We start from the raw sequence: 17,401 nt of genomic DNA, 5'->3' as shown, positions 1-17,401 counted from the left end.
ACTTACTTCAGTTGGCCGGTCGCGGACAACCAGCGCAGCTTGGGCACCATCCAGATCGCCTCGCGGACAATACGCTTGGACATCTTCGACTGGCCATGCTCGCGATCGAGAAACACGATGGGGACCTCATGGACGGTGAAGCCCTTGGCACGAGCGCGGACAGTCATCTCGATCTGGAATGCGTAGCCGTTGGAGTGGACACGATCGAGGTCGATGGCCTGGAGCACTTCCCGCCGGAAACATTTGAAGCCGCCCGTGAGATCACGAACACTCAGTCCTGTAATAACCCGCGCGTAGACATTGGCGCAGTACGACAGCAGCAGCCGTTTCATCGGCCAGTTGATGACGTTAACACCGGACACGTAGCGTGAGCCGAGGACCAGGTCGGCCTGATACGATGCCGCCAGCAATTCGCGCAGATACTTCGGCTGGTGCGAAAAGTCGGCATCCATCTCCAGCACACGGTCGTAGTCCCGGTCCAATGCCCAACGAAATCCGGCCAGATACGCGCGTCCCAGCCCTTCCTTCCCCGCGCGGTGCAGGACATGCACACGCCCGTCCTGCGCGGCGAGATCATCCGCGATCCGTCCGGTCCCGTCGGGGGAATCGTCGTCGACGATGAGTATGGAGATGGCGCCATCCTGTGCCAGGACATCGCGCACGATCGCCGCGATGTTGTCGCGTTCGTTATAGGTCGGTATGATCACCAGCGGCTTCATATCGAGTGCAGTGTGGCCTCCCAATATCGCCAATCCCAGAACGGCCGTCCATGCGTCGTCCGGGGTGCGGCGATTATATCAGTTCGCGGTACCATCCGACGAACCGCTCGGCGATGGCACCGGACGAATACCGTGCAAGCGCTGATTCGCGCCCGGCCGCAGCAAGGAGACGGCGACGGTCTCCGTTTGCGAGCGCCAAGCCCAGGACGCGCGCCAAATCGGACGCATCATCCGGCCGGGCCAGATACCCGGTCTTTCCATCATCGATTATGTCGGTGATCCCGCCGGAACGGACACCCACTGTCGCACAGCCGCAAAGCTGCGCTTCGACCAAAGCCATCCCAAACCCCTCATCGACGGAGCACAGGACCGTCACGTCGGCGCCGCGGTATTCGTCGGCGAGCCGACTCGCCGGCAATGCGCCCAACATCTCAATCGAATCACTCAAGCCCCTATCCACAACCTGCGCTTTGAACTGTTCTTCGAGCCCTCCCCCCTCACCGGCCACACGACAGTGAAGACGCTGCCCCCGGCCTCTGAGCAGGCACAGCGCTTCGAGCAACACTTCATTGCGCTTTTGGGGCGTGAACCGTGTGACCGCAAGAATCACCGGACTGTCTTGATCGTGTGCGGGAGCATCGCTCGGAGCGAAGGTCTCATCATCGGGGGGCATCGGCGCCACGCCGAGCTTTGACTGAGGGATGCCGACGTGCGAGCGCAAGACACCGCCGAGCCACGTCGACACAGTGGTCACGCGCGATGCACTTGCAAAGACCTTCCCTGCCAGGGGCCGAAGCCATCGACGGGATGCAAGGAGCCGCACATCGGTACCGTGGGTTGTCACCAGATACGGAATGCGACCGGCACACGTGCGAGCGACCCACCCACCGGGAATCCACCAATGCGCGTGCAGCAGACGGGGATCGGTCCGCGCGATGAGAGTCGACGCGGCGCGCCGGAAGGCACGAATGAACCGCGCGTGCGCCCACACCCCGCGTGGGCCGGTCAGCGACATGCCCCGGAAATCGCCGCGGTATGCGATCTGTTCGGATTCATCGGAACCGTAACGGAAACGCCAGACCGGGATTCCTTCACTAATCTCCTCTTCGGAAGCCCCGGCATGATGCGGGGCCAGAACGCCGACGCGCAAACCGCGTGCAGCGACAAGCTGCGCCAGCCGCGCAACAAATCGTCCGGCGAAGTCGCCGGAATGGCGTGGATAGTTGTGTGTCAGATAGAGGACGTCCAGGCGATCGCCGCTGCTGGCCACATCACCGCTCAACGGCGTCGACGGCCATACAGATTGCCGCCGGTTTGGATCGAATCGTCGGGTGCGAGCGCTGATTCGTCGTTGCGCGGCCGCGCCGAATCGACCGTGCGTGAAGCCGGGCCCTCGCGTTCTCGCGCATCTTCTCCCGCGCGCGCGCGTTCAGGACGATCCAACGAGGGAGACGGCGAAACCGCGCTTGACGCTGCCTGGGGCTCATCCGGCTTAACGACTGCCGGTGCGGCACGGTCGTTGGCGGCGCGCTGCTCCGACGGGGGTCGAGAGCGTTGTGGTGCTCGGCCGGTTTGTCGCGTGTCGTGCGGACGTCGGCGATCGGGGGCGCCCCGCGAATCTCGCGGTGGTCGATCGCTGCGTCCGGGGCGCCCGTCGGCCGTCGGGGGCTTGAAGACCTGATACTTCGGCGTGCTGCGCAGCGCCTCGACTTGTTGCCGAATTCCGGAGATTGCCTCCGCCAGAAAGCCCAGCGCAAACAGCATGATGCCGGCCAATCCCAGGGCCATAACCAACAACGCCAGCGCACGGTTGCCCGACTGCAGCACGAAGCGGTTGTAAAGCGCCACCAATCCCACCAGAAACGACAATGTCAGCATCATGCTGCCGGTCAGCCCGAAATACCACAGCGGACGTCGCATCGTGTGATACTGGAATTTGACGGCGAGCAAATCGAGTACGCCGGCGGGAATCCGCCAGAAACCGAACTTGGAGCGACCCGACGGACGGTCATACAACGTGACATCGACCTCCCCGATCCGGAACCCCAGTTCGGAGGCGATCGCCACCCAGAACCGATGCCAGTCGTGGCGATAATCGAATACGTCGATCAGCTCCCTCCGGAATGCCTTGACGGAGTTCAGATCGGACACCTGAATCGACGGAAACAGCCAGCGCGAGAGCCGATTGTAAAAGCTGGAAACGAATCGCTTGCTGTACTGACCGATCTTGCGGCCGGTGACGAGATCATACCCGGATCGCACTTTTTCCACCAAGCGCGGAATATCGGCGGGGTGAAACTGCCGATCGGCGGGATAGAATACGACAATCGTGCCGCGCGCCACCGAGAACCCGGCGCGCAACGCTTCCGTCAGGCCGCGTCGATAGGGGAGCGAGATGATGCGCACGAAGCGATACTTGCGCTGTGCATCGACCAGGCGCGGCATGGTCTGGTCGGTCGAGCCATCATCGACCATCACGACTTCCAGGCTGAATCTCGCCTTTTGCGATAGCTCACCGAATTGATCCAGCAGGATGCCGACATTACTCTCTTCGTTGTGCGCCGGCACAACAATGGACACATCCGGGCGCCAGTCGCGCTGTTGGGACTCATTCATCACTGTTGGGCCTGCTGCAACCATTGGTGAATCAGTGTATTGTTCGGACTGTGGTCCAGCGCCCGATGGAAAAGACGGACCGCCCTCTCGCGGTCGGGCGGGCCGCCATCGGTGCGGTATTTCAGCCACGATGTGTGTCCGTATTCTGCCAGCAACACATAATCGTCGGGAGCGAATTCGAGAGCGTGCTCGTACGCGTTCAATGCCGCATCGATGCTGTCGACCCGTGCGTACAGATCCGCCAGGTACGCCCAGCCGGTATAGTGTGACGCGGAGTCGGCGACAAACCGGCTCACGTGGAGGAACAATGAATCCTGCGGCACTGAAGGCAAGTTGTGTTTCATTCGCTCGAAGGGCGTCAATTGGTACGCATCTGCCTCAGGATTGCCCGTGAGTCCCGCGACGCGCAGCACGATAATGCGCAGATCACGAACGGAGTAGACGGCCACGACCTCGGAGTTGAAGGCCAGATCCGGGTACTCATCGGGAAAGGCGCTGTCGAGCTTATCCTCAATGACAACATGGGTGATCGGCATCCGCTCAAAAAACCCCTCGGGCTCCTGCAGCGCAAACATATGAACCAGGCAACGTATGGGCGCGTCTCCTTGTCGCAGTGTCGGCGCCCAGCCGCCCGTAATGGCCGCCCCCGGCCCGACAACTTTGGCAAGGTCCTCCCCGATCGCTTGAATGGCGTATGATGGTCGTTTCCACCATTGCGCAAAATATCGCGACTGGTCCACAGCCGAATACAACAGGATTGCAGCCGCGGCCGCCGCAAACCACGGTTTTACACGCGGCCAGTCCCGGGGTAATGACGCCGTTCGATTGGCCACGAGGATGACCAGTGCTCCAATCGCCAAGCCGGCAAAATACGACACCGTGAACGTGGAGTCCGAATAGAGCGATTCGCGCGACGCGAAAGTCCAGGGGGCCACAAACTGCTGGAACGCAGTCGAAAGCACGATGGTGAGCGGAACCAGCACCCACCACGAGACCCGATCGGTGATCGCTTCACGGGTGCGCGTGCGAGTCATCCTTTCGATCAACCACCCGGCGGCGGCGGCGAGCGGCAGCAGCAGAACGACCTGGTACCGAACGGGGCGGTAGTTGAACGGCGAGAATGCGGCATAGGCGCACAGAAACCACCCGACAACGAGCACGACGGCGGGCGAGACGCGCTGGCAGAGCGCCCTCCACGAGGCGACATGCGCCTCCGAAATCATCATGCCGGCCATCGCGACGAATCCGGCTACGCCGATGACGAGATTGTGCGTGAAGATGCCCGTGTCGTATCCAAAGCTGTACCACGTTCCGACGAACCCTGCCACCGACATGAATCCCAGCGGCAAGCCATACAGCGAGCTCGATTGCTCCCGGAGATACGCAAACACTTCGGCAGAGGCAACGCGATAGGCAAAGAGATACCAGAGTAATCCAACCAGTGCGAATGCACCGGCGAAGCTGATCGGGCCCGCCCAGCGTCTGGGGGCGCTTTCGCCGTGCGATTGCGCAGCGACAATCGACGCGGCCAGCAGGAACGGTGGAAACGCATGAAGCGCAGTGACCTTCCCAAAAAACGTCCCGGCGCCCGCGACGAATCCCGCAACCGCCAGCAGCCACCACCGCGACCGCGACCGCGATGAGATAATGGCCCAAAACGCAAACGCCAGCGTCGCGTTGGACGCGACCTCCAGAAACGGCTGTCGCCCATACCCGACGAAGACGAAGTCGCTGGCGAGCAAAGTCGCCGCCGCAAATCCCGCCCACCATCCGAAAGCACGCGCCGTTCCCCAGGCCAGAAACAGAATCGTCAGCAGACTGAGGATCGCGGCCGTGGCGTTCGCGGAAGCGATGCTCGGTCCCGCGACAAGGAAAGCCGCATAGCAGAGCAGTCCGGTAACGTTTTTCAGAAAGAACACTTGCTTGTCGTCTTTGAGCGGGTTCCAATCCCCGAATACGACGGCATCACGTGCGTAACAGGAGTACTGCGGCGGGTCGGTCAGAACATCCTGGCTCCACGACAGGTTCGGTGGAGGATCGGCGCCGATATGAACAAAGCGGATCCCAATCGCCAACAGTGCCACCATCAGCATCAGTGCGATGCGAACAGAGCGCCGCTCCGCCATGCGAATCCAGCCGGAGGCGGACCCGCGATTGTCGGTCCCTGCAACGGCGGTACTCTCGTCCTGAGCTGATTCTGTGTTCATCGATTGATTTCGTTCATCGTTTGGGCAGCGGAGGCGCGCGCTACAGCCGCGACATGGTCCTGCTGTGCGTTGGTCAGTTCCGGATAGATCGGGAGCGAGACAATGCGGGCGGCCAATCGCTCGGTCACCGGGAAGTTCAGTTGGTTCATCGCGGCAAACGCCGGCTGCTTGTGAACGGGTATCGGGTAGTGAATCAGGGTGTCGATGCCGGCCGCTTTCAGGTCGTGCTGAAAACGATCCCGCTCGTCGACCTGCACGACGAAGAGATGATAGACCGATTGTGCGTCGTTGTCTTCGGGCGGCAAGTCGAGATTGGCCCCTTGCAGCAACCGACGATACCGCGAGGCGCGCTCCCGGCGTGTAGAATTCCAATCGTCCAGATGCCGTAGCTTGACGCCCAGCACCGCGCCCTGGATTCCCTCGAGGCGATAATTGTACCCCAACAGATCATGATGGTACTTGCGGCTGGAGCCATGATCGCGCCAGAGTCGCAGCTTGTCCGCCCAGCCGGCATTGTTGGTCACGATCGCGCCGCCTTCGCCGTATGCGCCGAGATTCTTACCGGGATAGAACGAAAAGCACGCCGCGTCGCCGAATTGCCCGACACGGCGATTCTTGTACATTGCGCCGTGCGCCTGACAGGCGTCTTCAATCATGACAGCACCGGCCTCCTGGGCTATCGCGCGCAATTCCTCGATCGGCGCGGGACGACCGTAGAGATGCACGGGCATAATGACCTTGGTTCGCCGAGTCAATGCCGTCTTCACGAGTTCGGGATCGATGTTGTATGTTGCCGGGTCGACATCGACTAAGACCGGAGTTGCCCCGCAATACACGATGGGAGCGCAAGTCGCAATAAAGGTGTTGGCCGGCGCGATGACCTCATCGCCGGGTCCGACACCCGCCGCCAGCAGTGCCAGATGAATGGCCGATGTGCCGGAATTGACCGCGACACAGTGTTGAACGCCGCAATATTGCGCGAAGTCCGTTTCGAACTCGGCCACCGCCCGCCCGAGGATGAACGCGGAATCGTTGATGACAGATGAAATGGCCGCGTCGACCTCGTGCTTGATCGAGGCATACTGCGCCTTCAGATCGAGGAACGGCACGCGGGGGCTCGTCGCGGGCGCAGCCGATGCATTTGCTCGAGTTTTAAGGGTATCCATTGTGTCCATTCGCCGAATAGACCAGATGCCCGCCCACGACAGTCGCGACGGTTGTGCCGGTTATCTCCCAGCCAAAGAACGGCGAGTTTTTCGAGCGCGAAATCAGTGTATCGGGCGTCACTGTCCACTTGGCCCGCGGATCGAGTATGACCACATCGGCGGCACGCCCCTTTTGCAGCGTGCCGGCTTCGATGCCGAAGACCTCGGCGGGACGGCGCGTGAGTCGATCGATCAGACCGCTCCAATCCAGCAGCTTCGATTCCACCATGGCCCGAACAGAAACTCCGAGCGCAGTCTCCAGGCCGATCATGCCGAACGGCGCCAGATCGAATTCGCCGTCCTTTTCCTGCTCGGCGTGCGGGGCATGATCGGTGGCGATGCAATCCAAAGTGCCATCGGCCAATCCCGCGCGGCATGCTTCGACGTCGCGCGCGGTCCGCAGCGGCGGGTTGACTTTCAGCAGCGGATCGAATTGCCGGGCAATGAGATCATCGGTCAATGTCAGATGATGCGGGGTGACCTCGGCCGTTACGCGGACTCCCGACTGTTTGGCTTTGCGGATGATTTCAACCGACCCTTCGGTGGACACATGACAGACGTGCAAGTGCGCTCCGGTGACGCGTGCCAGCGCGATGTCACGGGCCACGCAGATTTCCTCGGAAATCGCCGGTATGCCGCGCAGACCCAGCTTCATCGACACGACGCCCTCGTGCATCACACCGTCGCCGGACAAATCGGGTGTTTCGCAATGTGACGCGATGGGCACGTCAAACATCCGTGAGTACTCCATCGCACGCCGCAACAGCCCGGCCGACGCCACCGGGGAACCGTCGTCGGAGAAGGCAATGGCGCCGGCATCGACCATCTCGGCGATCTCGGCCAGCGAGTGACCCTGTCGTTCACGGGTGATGGCGCCGATCGGATGGACCCGTCCGGGCGCTTCCTCCGCGCGATGCAGGACGAATCGGACAGTTTCCTGATCGGCGATCGCCGGTTCGGTATTCGGCATACAGCAGACGGTAGTGAACCCGCCCCGTACACCGGCGGCGGAGCCGCTGGCGACGGTCTCTTCATCTTCGCGCCCCGGTTCGCGCAGATGCACGTGCAAATCGACGAAGCCGGGCGCGACGATCATCCCGCTCGCATCGATGCGCTCGGCGTCGGGGATCGAGCTGTAGTTGTCGGACGATTTTGGATGGATCCCGGCGACTGTCCCGTCCGCTGCGATCAACACATCGGCGGCACCGTCATGCCCTGACGCGGGATCGATGACGCGCCCACCGAAGATGAGCCGCGTGCGCGGTGATTGCGATCTCCTCATGCGCTCGCTCCGGGATTATTCTCCGGCGCCTGGCCGCCACACAGCAGGTACAACACCGCCATGCGCACGGCCAGACCGTTGGTCACCTGGTCGAGGATTACCGAAATCGGACTGTCGGCGACTTCCGATGTAATCTCGACGCCACGGTTCATCGGCCCCGGGTGCATGATGAGGCCGCCGTCACGCAATCGTGACGCGCGTGCGGCATTGACGCCGAACAGACGCGAGTACTCTCGCAGTGTCGGAAGAAAGTCGCTCTTTTGGCGTTCACTTTGGATGCGGAGAACATTAATCGCGTCAAAGCCGTATTCGAGCGCGCGGTCGAGATTCGTGTAAACCGATACGCCCAGCTCGGCGAATTCCTTCGGAGTCAGGGTCGCCGGGCCACAGACCGCGACTTCGGCGCCCATTGTCATCAATCCCCAGATATTCGATCGCGCCACTCGCGAATGCAGGATGTCGCCGACAATCAGCACGCGCTTTCCGGCCAGACTCCCCCAACGCTCCCAGAGCGTGTAGATATCGAGCAGTCCCTGTGTGGGATGCTCATGGGCGCCGTCGCCGGCATTGAGCACGATGGCGTTGGTTGTGCGCGCCAGGAAGTGCGGTGTGCCGGGAGACGGATGCCGAATCACGACGACGTCGGTCTTCATCGCGAGGATGTTGTTGACCGTATCGCGGAGCGATTCGCCCTTGGCAACCGACGATGTCGAGGCGGCGAAGTTGACCACGTCGGCCGACAACCGTTTCTCGGCGAGCTCAAATGAGATGCGCGTTCGCGTCGACGGCTCGTAGAACAGGTTGACGACTGTCTGTCCGCGCAACGGGGGCACTTTCTTGACCGGACGATCCAGCACGCCCTTGAAGGACTCGGACGTGGTCAGGATCAGCTCCAAATCCTCGCGGCACACTCCCTCCAATCCGAGCAGGTGTTTGATTTGGAGCGTGCCGGCGCGGCGCGAGGAATCGACAGGCGGCGGGCTGTCGATCGTTTCGACCGGCTGGGCCACGTCGGCCCTGGCGCGGCGCTTCGGTCTGTTTGTCACGACCATCTGATTGTATTCCCAGGACTGCGTGTATTGGAAGTCCGCAACTATTCCGCGTCCGAATCGAACTCCAGGGTCGCTTGACTTTTCCCCCTGATACGCGGCGCGGTCAGTCGCCCGACCGTGACACCATCGGCGCCGTCTTTCTCCTGAAGCTGGACGACCACCTGCTCCTTGCGCGAAGTCGGAATGTTCTTGCCGACATAATCGGCGCGTATCGGCAACTCGCGGTGCCCGCGGTCGATCAGCACTGCCAGCCGGATTGCCAGGGGACGTCCCAAATCCATCAGGGCATCGAGGGCCGCGCGAATGGTGCGGCCGGTGAAGAGCACATCGTCGACCAGAACAACGACCCGCCCGTCGACATTAAAGAGGATTTCGGTCTTCTGCACGACGGGGGCCGCGAGGGTTCCACGGACATCGTCGCGATAAAACGAGATGTCGAGATACCCGACGGGCACCGATTCCTCCTCGACACGCTCGATGACCGCGCCGATGCGGTCGGCGAGATAGGCGCCGCGCGTGCGGATACCGATCAGAACGAGGTTGTTGACGCCGCCGTTGGTTTCCAGAATCTCGTGCGCAATGCGTTCGATGCCGCGTCGGATCGACGCCGCATCCATCACCGGGCGAACCGCGGTCAACTCGGCTGTCACGCGGTATTCCTGTTGAGCGAAAAGCCCACGTGACGGGACATCAACCAAGTCGGCTTGAGAGGACTCTGTCGTAGATGAATGACGATCAGCGGCATCCTTTCCGGTCTCACCGAACCGGATTAAAGGTACATCGCATTATACACTCTCGCGCCGTGTCAATTCCACCTGATTCAACGCAGCGCGCATCGGAGCCGAGTCAGCGAAACCCAATGGATTCAAGGACCTGCGGTGATCGATCCAATTCTGCCCAACTCCCATCGAAAAGGATGCGGCCGCGGTCGAGCACCCAAACCCGTCGTGTCAGGGCGCGAAGAAAAGCCAAATCGTGAGAGATCAGAATGAAGCTCTTTTCGTCGTTGAGCCAGCGACGGCATTGTCCCGACAGCGAGGCGTAGCCCTCGCCATCCAAGGATGCGTTCGGTTCATCGAGGATATACAGATCGGCCGGCAGAGCCGACAGGCACGCCAACGCGGCGCGGCGCTTCTGCCCTCCGGACAGCGAAAACGGAGAACGTTGCGCAAAAGTCGCCATCGGCAATCCGAAGTGCGACATGACGCGCAGTGTCGTGGATTGAATGTCCGCGCCCGAGTAACCGCGCCGTCTGAGACCGAACGCGATGTCCTCGTCGACCGTCGGGCAGAATAACTGGCGTTCCGGGAACTGAATCATGACAACCGGGAGGAAGTCGCGCCGTCCGGAAAACGAAAACCGCTCGATGCGGCCGGCAAACTTCGCTATCAACCCTGCCAAGTGGTATGCGAACGTGGTCTTCCCCGATCCGATGGGACCGCAGATCGCGATGGCTTCGCCTTGTCGGATCGATACGTGGATGTCAGCCAGCGCCGATGCCGGCAGCGGCCATCCGGGACTGTCCAACTGAGACAGGCCGACCGTCTGCAGGATTTCCCTTCCTGTCCTGAGGGGCATATCATCGGGCACATCGCCGTGGCCGTACTCAGACTCCAATCCCGACCAACCGTCCGGATGGCCGTCATAGAGGACGCGCCCCGCGCCCAGATGAATTACACGTTCGCACTGTCGAACCTCATTTTCGTATTGCGTGATCAGAACGCGCGCGACGCCACGGCTCGAGTCGGACGGCATGTGGATCAGCGCCTCAAGAATCGACCGCCGGGCAGGCGGGTCCAAGTGCGCCGTCGGCTCATCCAGAACCAGCAGGTCTCGTCCCGCTGTGAGCGCGCAGGCGAGGGCGATCACCTGACGCTCGCCTCCGGAAAGCCGTTCCATCGGGCGCGTGCCCAAGTGTGACAATCCGAATCGAGCAAGGCATTGCTTCACCGCGCTCTCGGTGACGTCACTTCCAAATCGGTGCTCGAGCGTGAGCGCGATTTCGTCTCCCGGTGTGGCCGCAATCAGGTTGTCATCGGGGGATTGGAAGACAACCGCCGCCGGTGACGATGAGCGGACGTGTCCACATGACGGTGAAATCAACCCCGCAAGGCAGAGACCGAGCGTGGACTTTCCCGAACCGTTGCCGCCGGTAATGGCAACGCGTTCTCCGGCCCTGACACTCAGGGACACCTCGTCAAGTGCGCGAACAACACCGTCGGGCGTCTCGTACCAAACCGACACCTTGTCCAGTGACCAACTCATGCGGTGACTGATCCGCCCGCGACATAGGGCCCGGCGAATTGAAGAGTCAACGAGAAGGGATACGGGGCTCCGCTGCATCGCGTCGCTATCCGACGTCGAGATCGCGCGCGGCCCGGGCTTCGTCGATGCGCAGGAACGGTGTCTCGTGGGGAGCGCTGTTGACCAATTCCGGATCGTGCTCGACCTCGTGGGCGATCTGCAGAAGGGCATCGGCATAGGCATCGAGACGTGCGAGACTTTCGGTCTCAGTCGGTTCGATCATCAATGCCTCCGGCACGATCAGCGGGAAATAGACCGTGGGGGCATGGACACCGAAGTCCAGCAGCCGCTTGGCGATCTGTCCGGCGCGCACCCCCTGGGCCTTCTGTCGAACGGCCGATGCGACAAACTCATGCATGCACGGGCCCGCGTGGGGGACATCGTACGCGTCCTTGATCCGCGCGCGCAGATAGTTCGCCGCCAGGATGGCATCGCGCGAGGCCTGCGCCAGTCCGGCAGCGCCCAGCGTGCGGATGTATACATATGCGCGCACGAGCAACCCGAAGTTGCCGAAGAACGGATGAACCGAGCCGATCGCATCGGGGCCGGGCGCCGATCGCACGTAGTGCTCTGCGCCGTCGTCACCGGAGACTCTGCGAATCGGTGAGCCGGGCAGAAAGGGCGCGAGTGCAGCGTTTGCGCCGACAGCCGCGGCGCCGGGACCGCCGCCGCCATGGGGGGTGGAGAATGTCTTGTGCAGGTTCAGGTGGAGCACGTCGAACCCCATGTCGCCGGCACGCGCAATGCCCAGCAGCGCATTGGTGTTGGCGCCATCGTTGTACAGAAGCGCGCCCTTGTCGTGGCACATTGCGGCGATGCGGACAATTTCCTTCTCGAACAGTCCCAGCGTATTCGGATTGGTCAGCATCAGGCAGGCGACGCTCTCATCGAGCGCGTGATCCAATGCCTCGGGGTCGACCAGACCCTGTTTGTTCGATTTGATTGCGACAGTCTCGAACCCCGCCAGCGTCACCGAGGCAGGATTGGTGCCGTGCGCGGAATCGGGAATCAGGACCTTCGTCCGGTCCCCACTGCGCTTGCGATGATAGGCCCGCGCCATCAGCAACCCCACCATTTCGCCCTGCGCCCCGGCGGACGGCTGTAGTCGCATTTCGTGCATTCCGGTGATGACCGCCAGATCGCGCGCCAACTCCCAGATCAACTGCAACGCGCCCTGGCAGTCGGCATCGGTCACTTCGGGATGCAGACGCGAAAATCCCGGCAACGCCGCCGCGCGGTCGTTGATCTTGGGGTTGTACTTCATCGTACAGGAACCCAACGGGTAGGTGTTCTTGTCGAGGTGGTGATTGTAAGTCGACAAGCGCGTATAGTGTCGCACGACATCGGGCTCGGCGACTTCGGGCCAGTCCGGCGGCTCACGGCGCTGTAGTGAGGTTCGAATGTGCCAACGCGGGTCGGACGGCACGGCGCCTTCGGCGACGGCAACACCGCGCGCCCCTGTCTGCGATAAGTCAAAGATCGTTGTGCCCTTCAGTCGTTCCATATGGATGTCTTTCTCACGGAACTGTCAGTCGGTCGACGACGACGATGGCGCTCCGTCGGGTGGCTTTAGCCGGGATAGCTGCTCTTTGACCCACTCGCCGTCCCCGGATTCGCCGTAAGAGTCCAGATAGGCGGCGTAATGGCGCAGGGCCGATGTCGTGTCGCCCGCCTGGACATACAGCCAGGGGATGTAGAGCTCGGCTTCCTGCTTGTATGCGGTCTTCGGGAACTCCTTGAGCAGGCGGCGAAACGCCTCGGCCGCTCTGTACCAGTTGCCGGTTTCACGTGCCAGCAACGCCGACAGGCGGAGCGCGTCTTCTGAGGCGGCAGTGGGATCGCGCGCTTCATGCTGGAGCACTCGCTGCAACAGGTCACGCGTTTCCTCAAAGAGCCCACGGTCCATTTTCTTTTGGGCGACCATCACGGCATACTTCTGCTCCCGCGAGTTCTTCTTCTGGAGATCTTCCAATGCCGCCAGCGTGCCGCGGCCGGCCAGCGCGTCATCGATCGATTGGACAAACTCCTCGGGCGATTCGTACCCGATCACACGATCCGTTTCCAGACCATCTTTGGTGAGGATCACGATCGTCGGGTAGCGGCGAACGGCAAACTTCGCGGCCGCCGCCGTATCGGATTCGGCATTGACGCGCGCGAACACGATTCGGGACTGCAACCCGAGAAGGCCGGGGTCGATCAGCGTCGTCGCTGAGAGAGAATCGCACCAACGGCACCAGTTCGTGTAGAAGACGACGGCGATATCGCGCCTGGACTTGCGTGCTTCCGCCTGCGCCTGGTCCAGTGAATGGTACCACGCGATCGCTGTGGGTACCGTCCGCGCAGTGTCATCTTGTGCCGGCGCCGGCGATGCGGTAAACGCAGCCGCCACGCAGACGCAGGACACCAGAGTGCAAAGTCGCGCAAACGTTAATCGGCAATGGTCAGACATTATGACTCGATTGGGCGCGTCCGACGCGTGCGCCGGGATGCGCCGACATCTGCGACAGTTCCGAGACGAAGCGATCCAGATCCGCCCTGGTATGTTTCTCGGAGACACAGACCAGAAAACGCCGTTCGAATCCCGGGAAGCGCCCGCCGAGTTCAATGCCGGCCTGAATTCCCCGTTTTCGCAATGACATCAGCACATCGCGCGCGGGACGATCGGATTCGACGACAAACTCATTGAAGAAGTCGGCCCCGAACGGAACCCGGAAACTTTCGATGGCGTCGATGTGCGACGCCAGATAGTGGGCGCGTTCGCTGCAGGTTGTGGCCAGCTTCGTGATACCGACTTTCCCCAACAGCGCCATCGTGATGGCCGCTCGCGTGGCCAACAGCGCCTGTGCCGTGCAGATATTCGATGTGGCCTTCTCCCGACGGATGTCCTGCTCCCGCGTGCGCAACGTCATGACATAGGCCGTCGCCCCGCGCGCATCGACCGTCCGCCCGACGAGCCGTCCCGGAATGCGCCGAATGAACTCGCGTCGCGTCGCAAACAGGCCCAACAGCGGCCCGCCGAACGACGGGGGATTGCCGAGCATCTGCCCTTCGCCGACCGCAATATCTGCGCCGCATTCTCCCGGCGGCTTCAATTGGCCCAACGAAATCGGATGGAATACCGCGATCATCAGCGCCCCGTGGCCGTGCGCGACTTCGGATGCCCGCGCCCAGTCGTCGATCATCCCAAAGTAATTCGGCGACTGCATGATGACGCAAGACGTGTCGGGGCCGACTGCGTCGTTGAGCAATCCGAAATCACAGCGACCGTCGTCGGCGATTGCCGATTTCATCTCGACGGACTGTGCGGTCAGATAGGTCTCGACCACGCTGCGGTAGCGCGGATTAAGCGCCCCGGCGAACACCACACCGCGCTGTCCCGTGTGCGCCATCGCCATCAAGGCCGCTTCGGCGACCGCGGAACCGCCGTCGTAAAGGGATGCCTGGGCGGTGTCCATTGCGGTGAGACGACGGATCATCGACTGGTATTCGTACGTGACCTGCAGCGTCCCCTGCGCGACCTCGGCTTGATACGGCGTGTAGGCGGTGTAATACTCGGAACGAGACGCGACATGATCGACGGCCGCCGGAACATGATGATCGTATATCCCCCCGCCGAGGAACGACAGCACCGCGGGGGTGACCGCATTGCGGGCCGCCAGCGTCTCCGCCATCCTCTCCACCTCCGACTCGGCCAGGGGATCGGCAATGTCGAGTGGCGCGCGCAGACGCACTGGTTCGGGAACGGCGGCGAGCAATTCCTCGAATGACGCCACACCAACAGTATGGAGCATCCGTCGGCGCGACTCGTCCGTGTGTGGGGTGTACGACATGCGATTCGTCGGTCGATACTCCGCTACGCCGTCAGTTGCTCATAGTCCTTCGGAGACAACAGCCCGTCGACTTCGGATGGATGCGACAGCTTGATTTTGACCATCCAACCCGCTCCATAGCAGTCGGAGTTGACGAGCGCCGCCTGGTTTGAGAGGGCTGTATTCACCTCAGTAATCGTACCCGTAACCGGGGCGTAGAGTTCGGCGACGGCTTTGACCGCCTCGATCGTGCCGAATGACTCGCCGAACGTGACCGGGGCGCCGACCTCGGGCAATTCAAGGTAGACGACATCACCCAGCTCCCCCTGCGCAAAGTCGGTGATCCCGACAGTCCCGACTTCACCCTCGATGAGAATCCATTCGTGTTCTTTGGTGTATCGCAAGTTGTCTTTGATCAGCGTCACGGTGCCTCCCGGGTGTAAGAACAGGCCGCAAAATAACCGAAATGCCCCGGCCGCGTGCAAGTGCTTGCAGTGAGAATGTGACGGAAATCTTCCGGGCGGATGACTACACGGGAAGCGGCTCAGAGACCGGCTGGGCTTGCTCTCGTGCCGCGGCAAAGTGCCGTTCCACGAAGGTTGTGTCGAATCGTCCGGAACGGAATTCCGCCGAATCGATCACCTTTCGGTGAAAGGGAATGGTCGTGGCGATTCCCTCGATGATAAACTCATCCAACGCGCGCAACATGCGCACGATCGCTTCGTCGCGATCTTTACCATGAACGAGCAACTTGGCCAGCAGGGAGTCATAATACGGCGGAATCGCGTAGGGCGCGTAGGCATGGGTGTCGACTCGCACTCCATGCCCGCCGGGCACATGGAAGGCCGAGATCGTCCCCGGCGAGGGCCGGAAACCGGCATCGGGGTCTTCCGCATTGATTCGGGCTTCGATCGTGTGTCCCGTGGCGCGGACATCCGACTGCGCGATGCCCAAATGCTCACCGGCCGCCACCAGGATCTGCAGTTTGACCAGGTCGATATCAGTCTGCTCCTCGGTGACCGGGTGCTCGACCTGGATGCGGGTGTTCATCTCCATGAAGTAATATTCGCCGTCGCTGTCCAGGAGGAACTCGACAGTACCGGCGGAGCGATATGCAGTGGCATCGGCGGCCAGAATCGCGGCCGCCCCCATCCGTGCACGCGTGGCCTCATTGAGAGCGGGCGACGGCGACTCTTCGATCAGCTTTTGGTGGCGCCTCTGGATCGTGCAGTCGCGTTCTCCCAGGTGGATGACATCTCCGAAAGAATCGCCGACGATCTGAAACTCGACGTGACGCGGTGATTCCAGATACTTTTCAATATAAACGGCGCCGTTGTTGAATGCCGCCTGGGCCTCCTGCGAGGCCGCGGCAATCAGGCGCTGGAGGCCTGCCGGGTCACGGCAGATGCGCATCCCGCGGCCGCCGCCACCGCCGGCCGCTTTGATGATCAATGGAAACCCGATGGCGGCTGCAATTCGTCCGGCCTCGGCCGGGTCTTCGACCGGTCCATCGGAACCGGGCAGGACCGGCACACCGGCCGCGAGCATCGTGCGGCGCGCAACCGCCTTGTCCCCCATCAGCCGAATCGAATTCGGCATCGGGCCGATGAACGTGATGCCGCACTCCTGGCAGATGTCGGCGAAATCGGCATTCTCCGCCAGGAATCCGTAGCCGGGATGAATTGCGTCGGCGCCGGTTACCTCGGCAGCCGCCACGATCCGTTTGGGGTCGAGGTACGACTGCGCCGCCTGGGGAGGACCGATGCAAATGTCCTCGTCGGCAAAACGCACGTGAAGGGACGAACGATCCGCTTCCGAATAGATGGCGACAGTCTGGATGCCCATCTCACGGCAGGCGCGGATAATGCGCAGGGCGATTTCGCCACGGTTGGCGATCAGGATTTTCTTGAACATGTATGTGTTGCCGCGTCCGGAACGCGAGCACCGATCGAGTTGGACTCGGCTTAGGTCATATCATCATCGTCATCAAACGGCTCATCGTCGTCGTCATCGCCTGACGCCGATAACTCCATCGCATGCTCTTCCGCACAGCTCTTTGAGCAGTACGTGTGGCCGCGGTGATGATACGGCGCGACGACGACTTCTTCGCCGCAATACTCGCAGATTTCCATCGCGTTGACCTCCTCCCGGACCGGCGCGCCGTGCCGGCCCGACCGTAGTTGGCGGGATTTATAATCACCGCCAGT

General features: G+C 61.9%; 15 protein-coding genes. All 15 read right to left on the bottom strand.

Features of this window, described 5'->3' with window-relative positions:
* Positions 1-2: 2 nt before the first annotated feature.
* On the bottom strand, positions 3-719 hold the full coding sequence (locus VGB22_09560) for a polyprenol monophosphomannose synthase (GenBank protein HEX9751514.1): 717 nt from the start codon (positions 717-719) through the stop codon (positions 3-5).
* Between the two features lie 73 nt (positions 720-792).
* A complete protein-coding gene (locus VGB22_09555) occupies positions 793-1,989 on the bottom strand; it encodes a glycosyltransferase family 4 protein (GenBank protein HEX9751513.1) in 1,197 nt (398 codons plus the stop codon).
* A gap of 8 nt (positions 1,990-1,997) precedes the next feature.
* Positions 1,998-3,335 carry a glycosyltransferase gene (locus VGB22_09550; GenBank protein ID HEX9751512.1) on the bottom strand — a complete coding sequence of 446 codons (1,338 nt, stop codon included), beginning with the start codon at positions 3,333-3,335 and terminating at the stop codon, positions 1,998-2,000.
* Positions 3,335-5,542: a hypothetical protein gene (locus tag VGB22_09545; protein HEX9751511.1), complete on the bottom strand. Its 2,208-nt coding sequence runs from the start codon at positions 5,540-5,542 to the stop codon at positions 3,335-3,337. Before VGB22_09545 ends, VGB22_09550 begins: the two co-directional genes overlap by 1 nt.
* Positions 5,539-6,708, bottom strand: a complete 1,170-nt coding sequence (locus tag VGB22_09540) for a DegT/DnrJ/EryC1/StrS family aminotransferase (GenBank protein HEX9751510.1) — start codon at positions 6,706-6,708, stop codon at positions 5,539-5,541. Before VGB22_09540 ends, VGB22_09545 begins: the two co-directional genes overlap by 4 nt.
* Complete coding sequence (locus VGB22_09535) at positions 6,695-8,029, bottom strand: dihydroorotase (GenBank protein HEX9751509.1); 1,335 nt, start codon at positions 8,027-8,029, stop codon at positions 6,695-6,697. Before VGB22_09535 ends, VGB22_09540 begins: the two co-directional genes overlap by 14 nt.
* Entirely contained in the window at positions 8,026-9,081 is a 1,056-nt protein-coding gene (locus tag VGB22_09530; protein HEX9751508.1) for an aspartate carbamoyltransferase catalytic subunit, read from the bottom strand. Before VGB22_09530 ends, VGB22_09535 begins: the two co-directional genes overlap by 4 nt.
* 41 nt (positions 9,082-9,122) lie before the next feature.
* Positions 9,123-9,731 carry a bifunctional pyr operon transcriptional regulator/uracil phosphoribosyltransferase PyrR gene (gene pyrR, locus VGB22_09525; protein ID HEX9751507.1) on the bottom strand — a complete coding sequence of 203 codons (609 nt, stop codon included), beginning with the start codon at positions 9,729-9,731 and terminating at the stop codon, positions 9,123-9,125.
* Between the two features lie 196 nt (positions 9,732-9,927).
* On the bottom strand, positions 9,928-11,346 hold the full coding sequence (locus VGB22_09520) for an ATP-binding cassette domain-containing protein (GenBank protein HEX9751506.1): 1,419 nt from the start codon (positions 11,344-11,346) through the stop codon (positions 9,928-9,930).
* Between the two features lie 85 nt (positions 11,347-11,431).
* Positions 11,432-12,889 (bottom strand): aminomethyl-transferring glycine dehydrogenase subunit GcvPB, encoded by a 1,458-nt coding sequence (gene gcvPB / locus VGB22_09515; GenBank protein HEX9751505.1) that lies wholly within the window; start codon positions 12,887-12,889, stop codon positions 11,432-11,434.
* 24 nt (positions 12,890-12,913) lie between these two features.
* Positions 12,914-13,834, bottom strand: a complete 921-nt coding sequence (locus tag VGB22_09510; GenBank protein HEX9751504.1) for a thioredoxin domain-containing protein — start codon at positions 13,832-13,834, stop codon at positions 12,914-12,916.
* A complete protein-coding gene (gcvPA, locus tag VGB22_09505; protein ID HEX9751503.1) occupies positions 13,827-15,215 on the bottom strand; it encodes an aminomethyl-transferring glycine dehydrogenase subunit GcvPA in 1,389 nt (462 codons plus the stop codon). The genes VGB22_09510 and gcvPA overlap by 8 nt, the downstream gene beginning before the upstream one ends.
* 23 nt (positions 15,216-15,238) lie before the next feature.
* The gene (gcvH, locus tag VGB22_09500) at positions 15,239-15,619 is read right to left on the bottom strand and encodes a glycine cleavage system protein GcvH (GenBank protein HEX9751502.1); all 381 of its coding nucleotides are present in this window, start codon (positions 15,617-15,619) and stop codon (positions 15,239-15,241) included.
* Positions 15,620-15,722: 103 nt separating this feature from the next.
* Complete coding sequence (gene accC / locus VGB22_09495; GenBank protein HEX9751501.1) at positions 15,723-17,108, bottom strand: acetyl-CoA carboxylase biotin carboxylase subunit; 1,386 nt, start codon at positions 17,106-17,108, stop codon at positions 15,723-15,725.
* A gap of 50 nt (positions 17,109-17,158) precedes the next feature.
* Entirely contained in the window at positions 17,159-17,326 is a 168-nt protein-coding gene (locus VGB22_09490; protein HEX9751500.1) for a hypothetical protein, read from the bottom strand.
* Positions 17,327-17,401: the final 75 nt, after the last annotated feature.

This window comes from Candidatus Zixiibacteriota bacterium, from assembly GCA_036397555.1.
Taxonomy (GTDB): Bacteria; Zixibacteria; MSB-5A5; order WJJR01; family WJJR01; genus DATKYL01.
The sequence above is the reverse complement of the archived record's forward strand: the minus strand, read 5'-3'. Positions and strand labels throughout refer to the sequence as shown.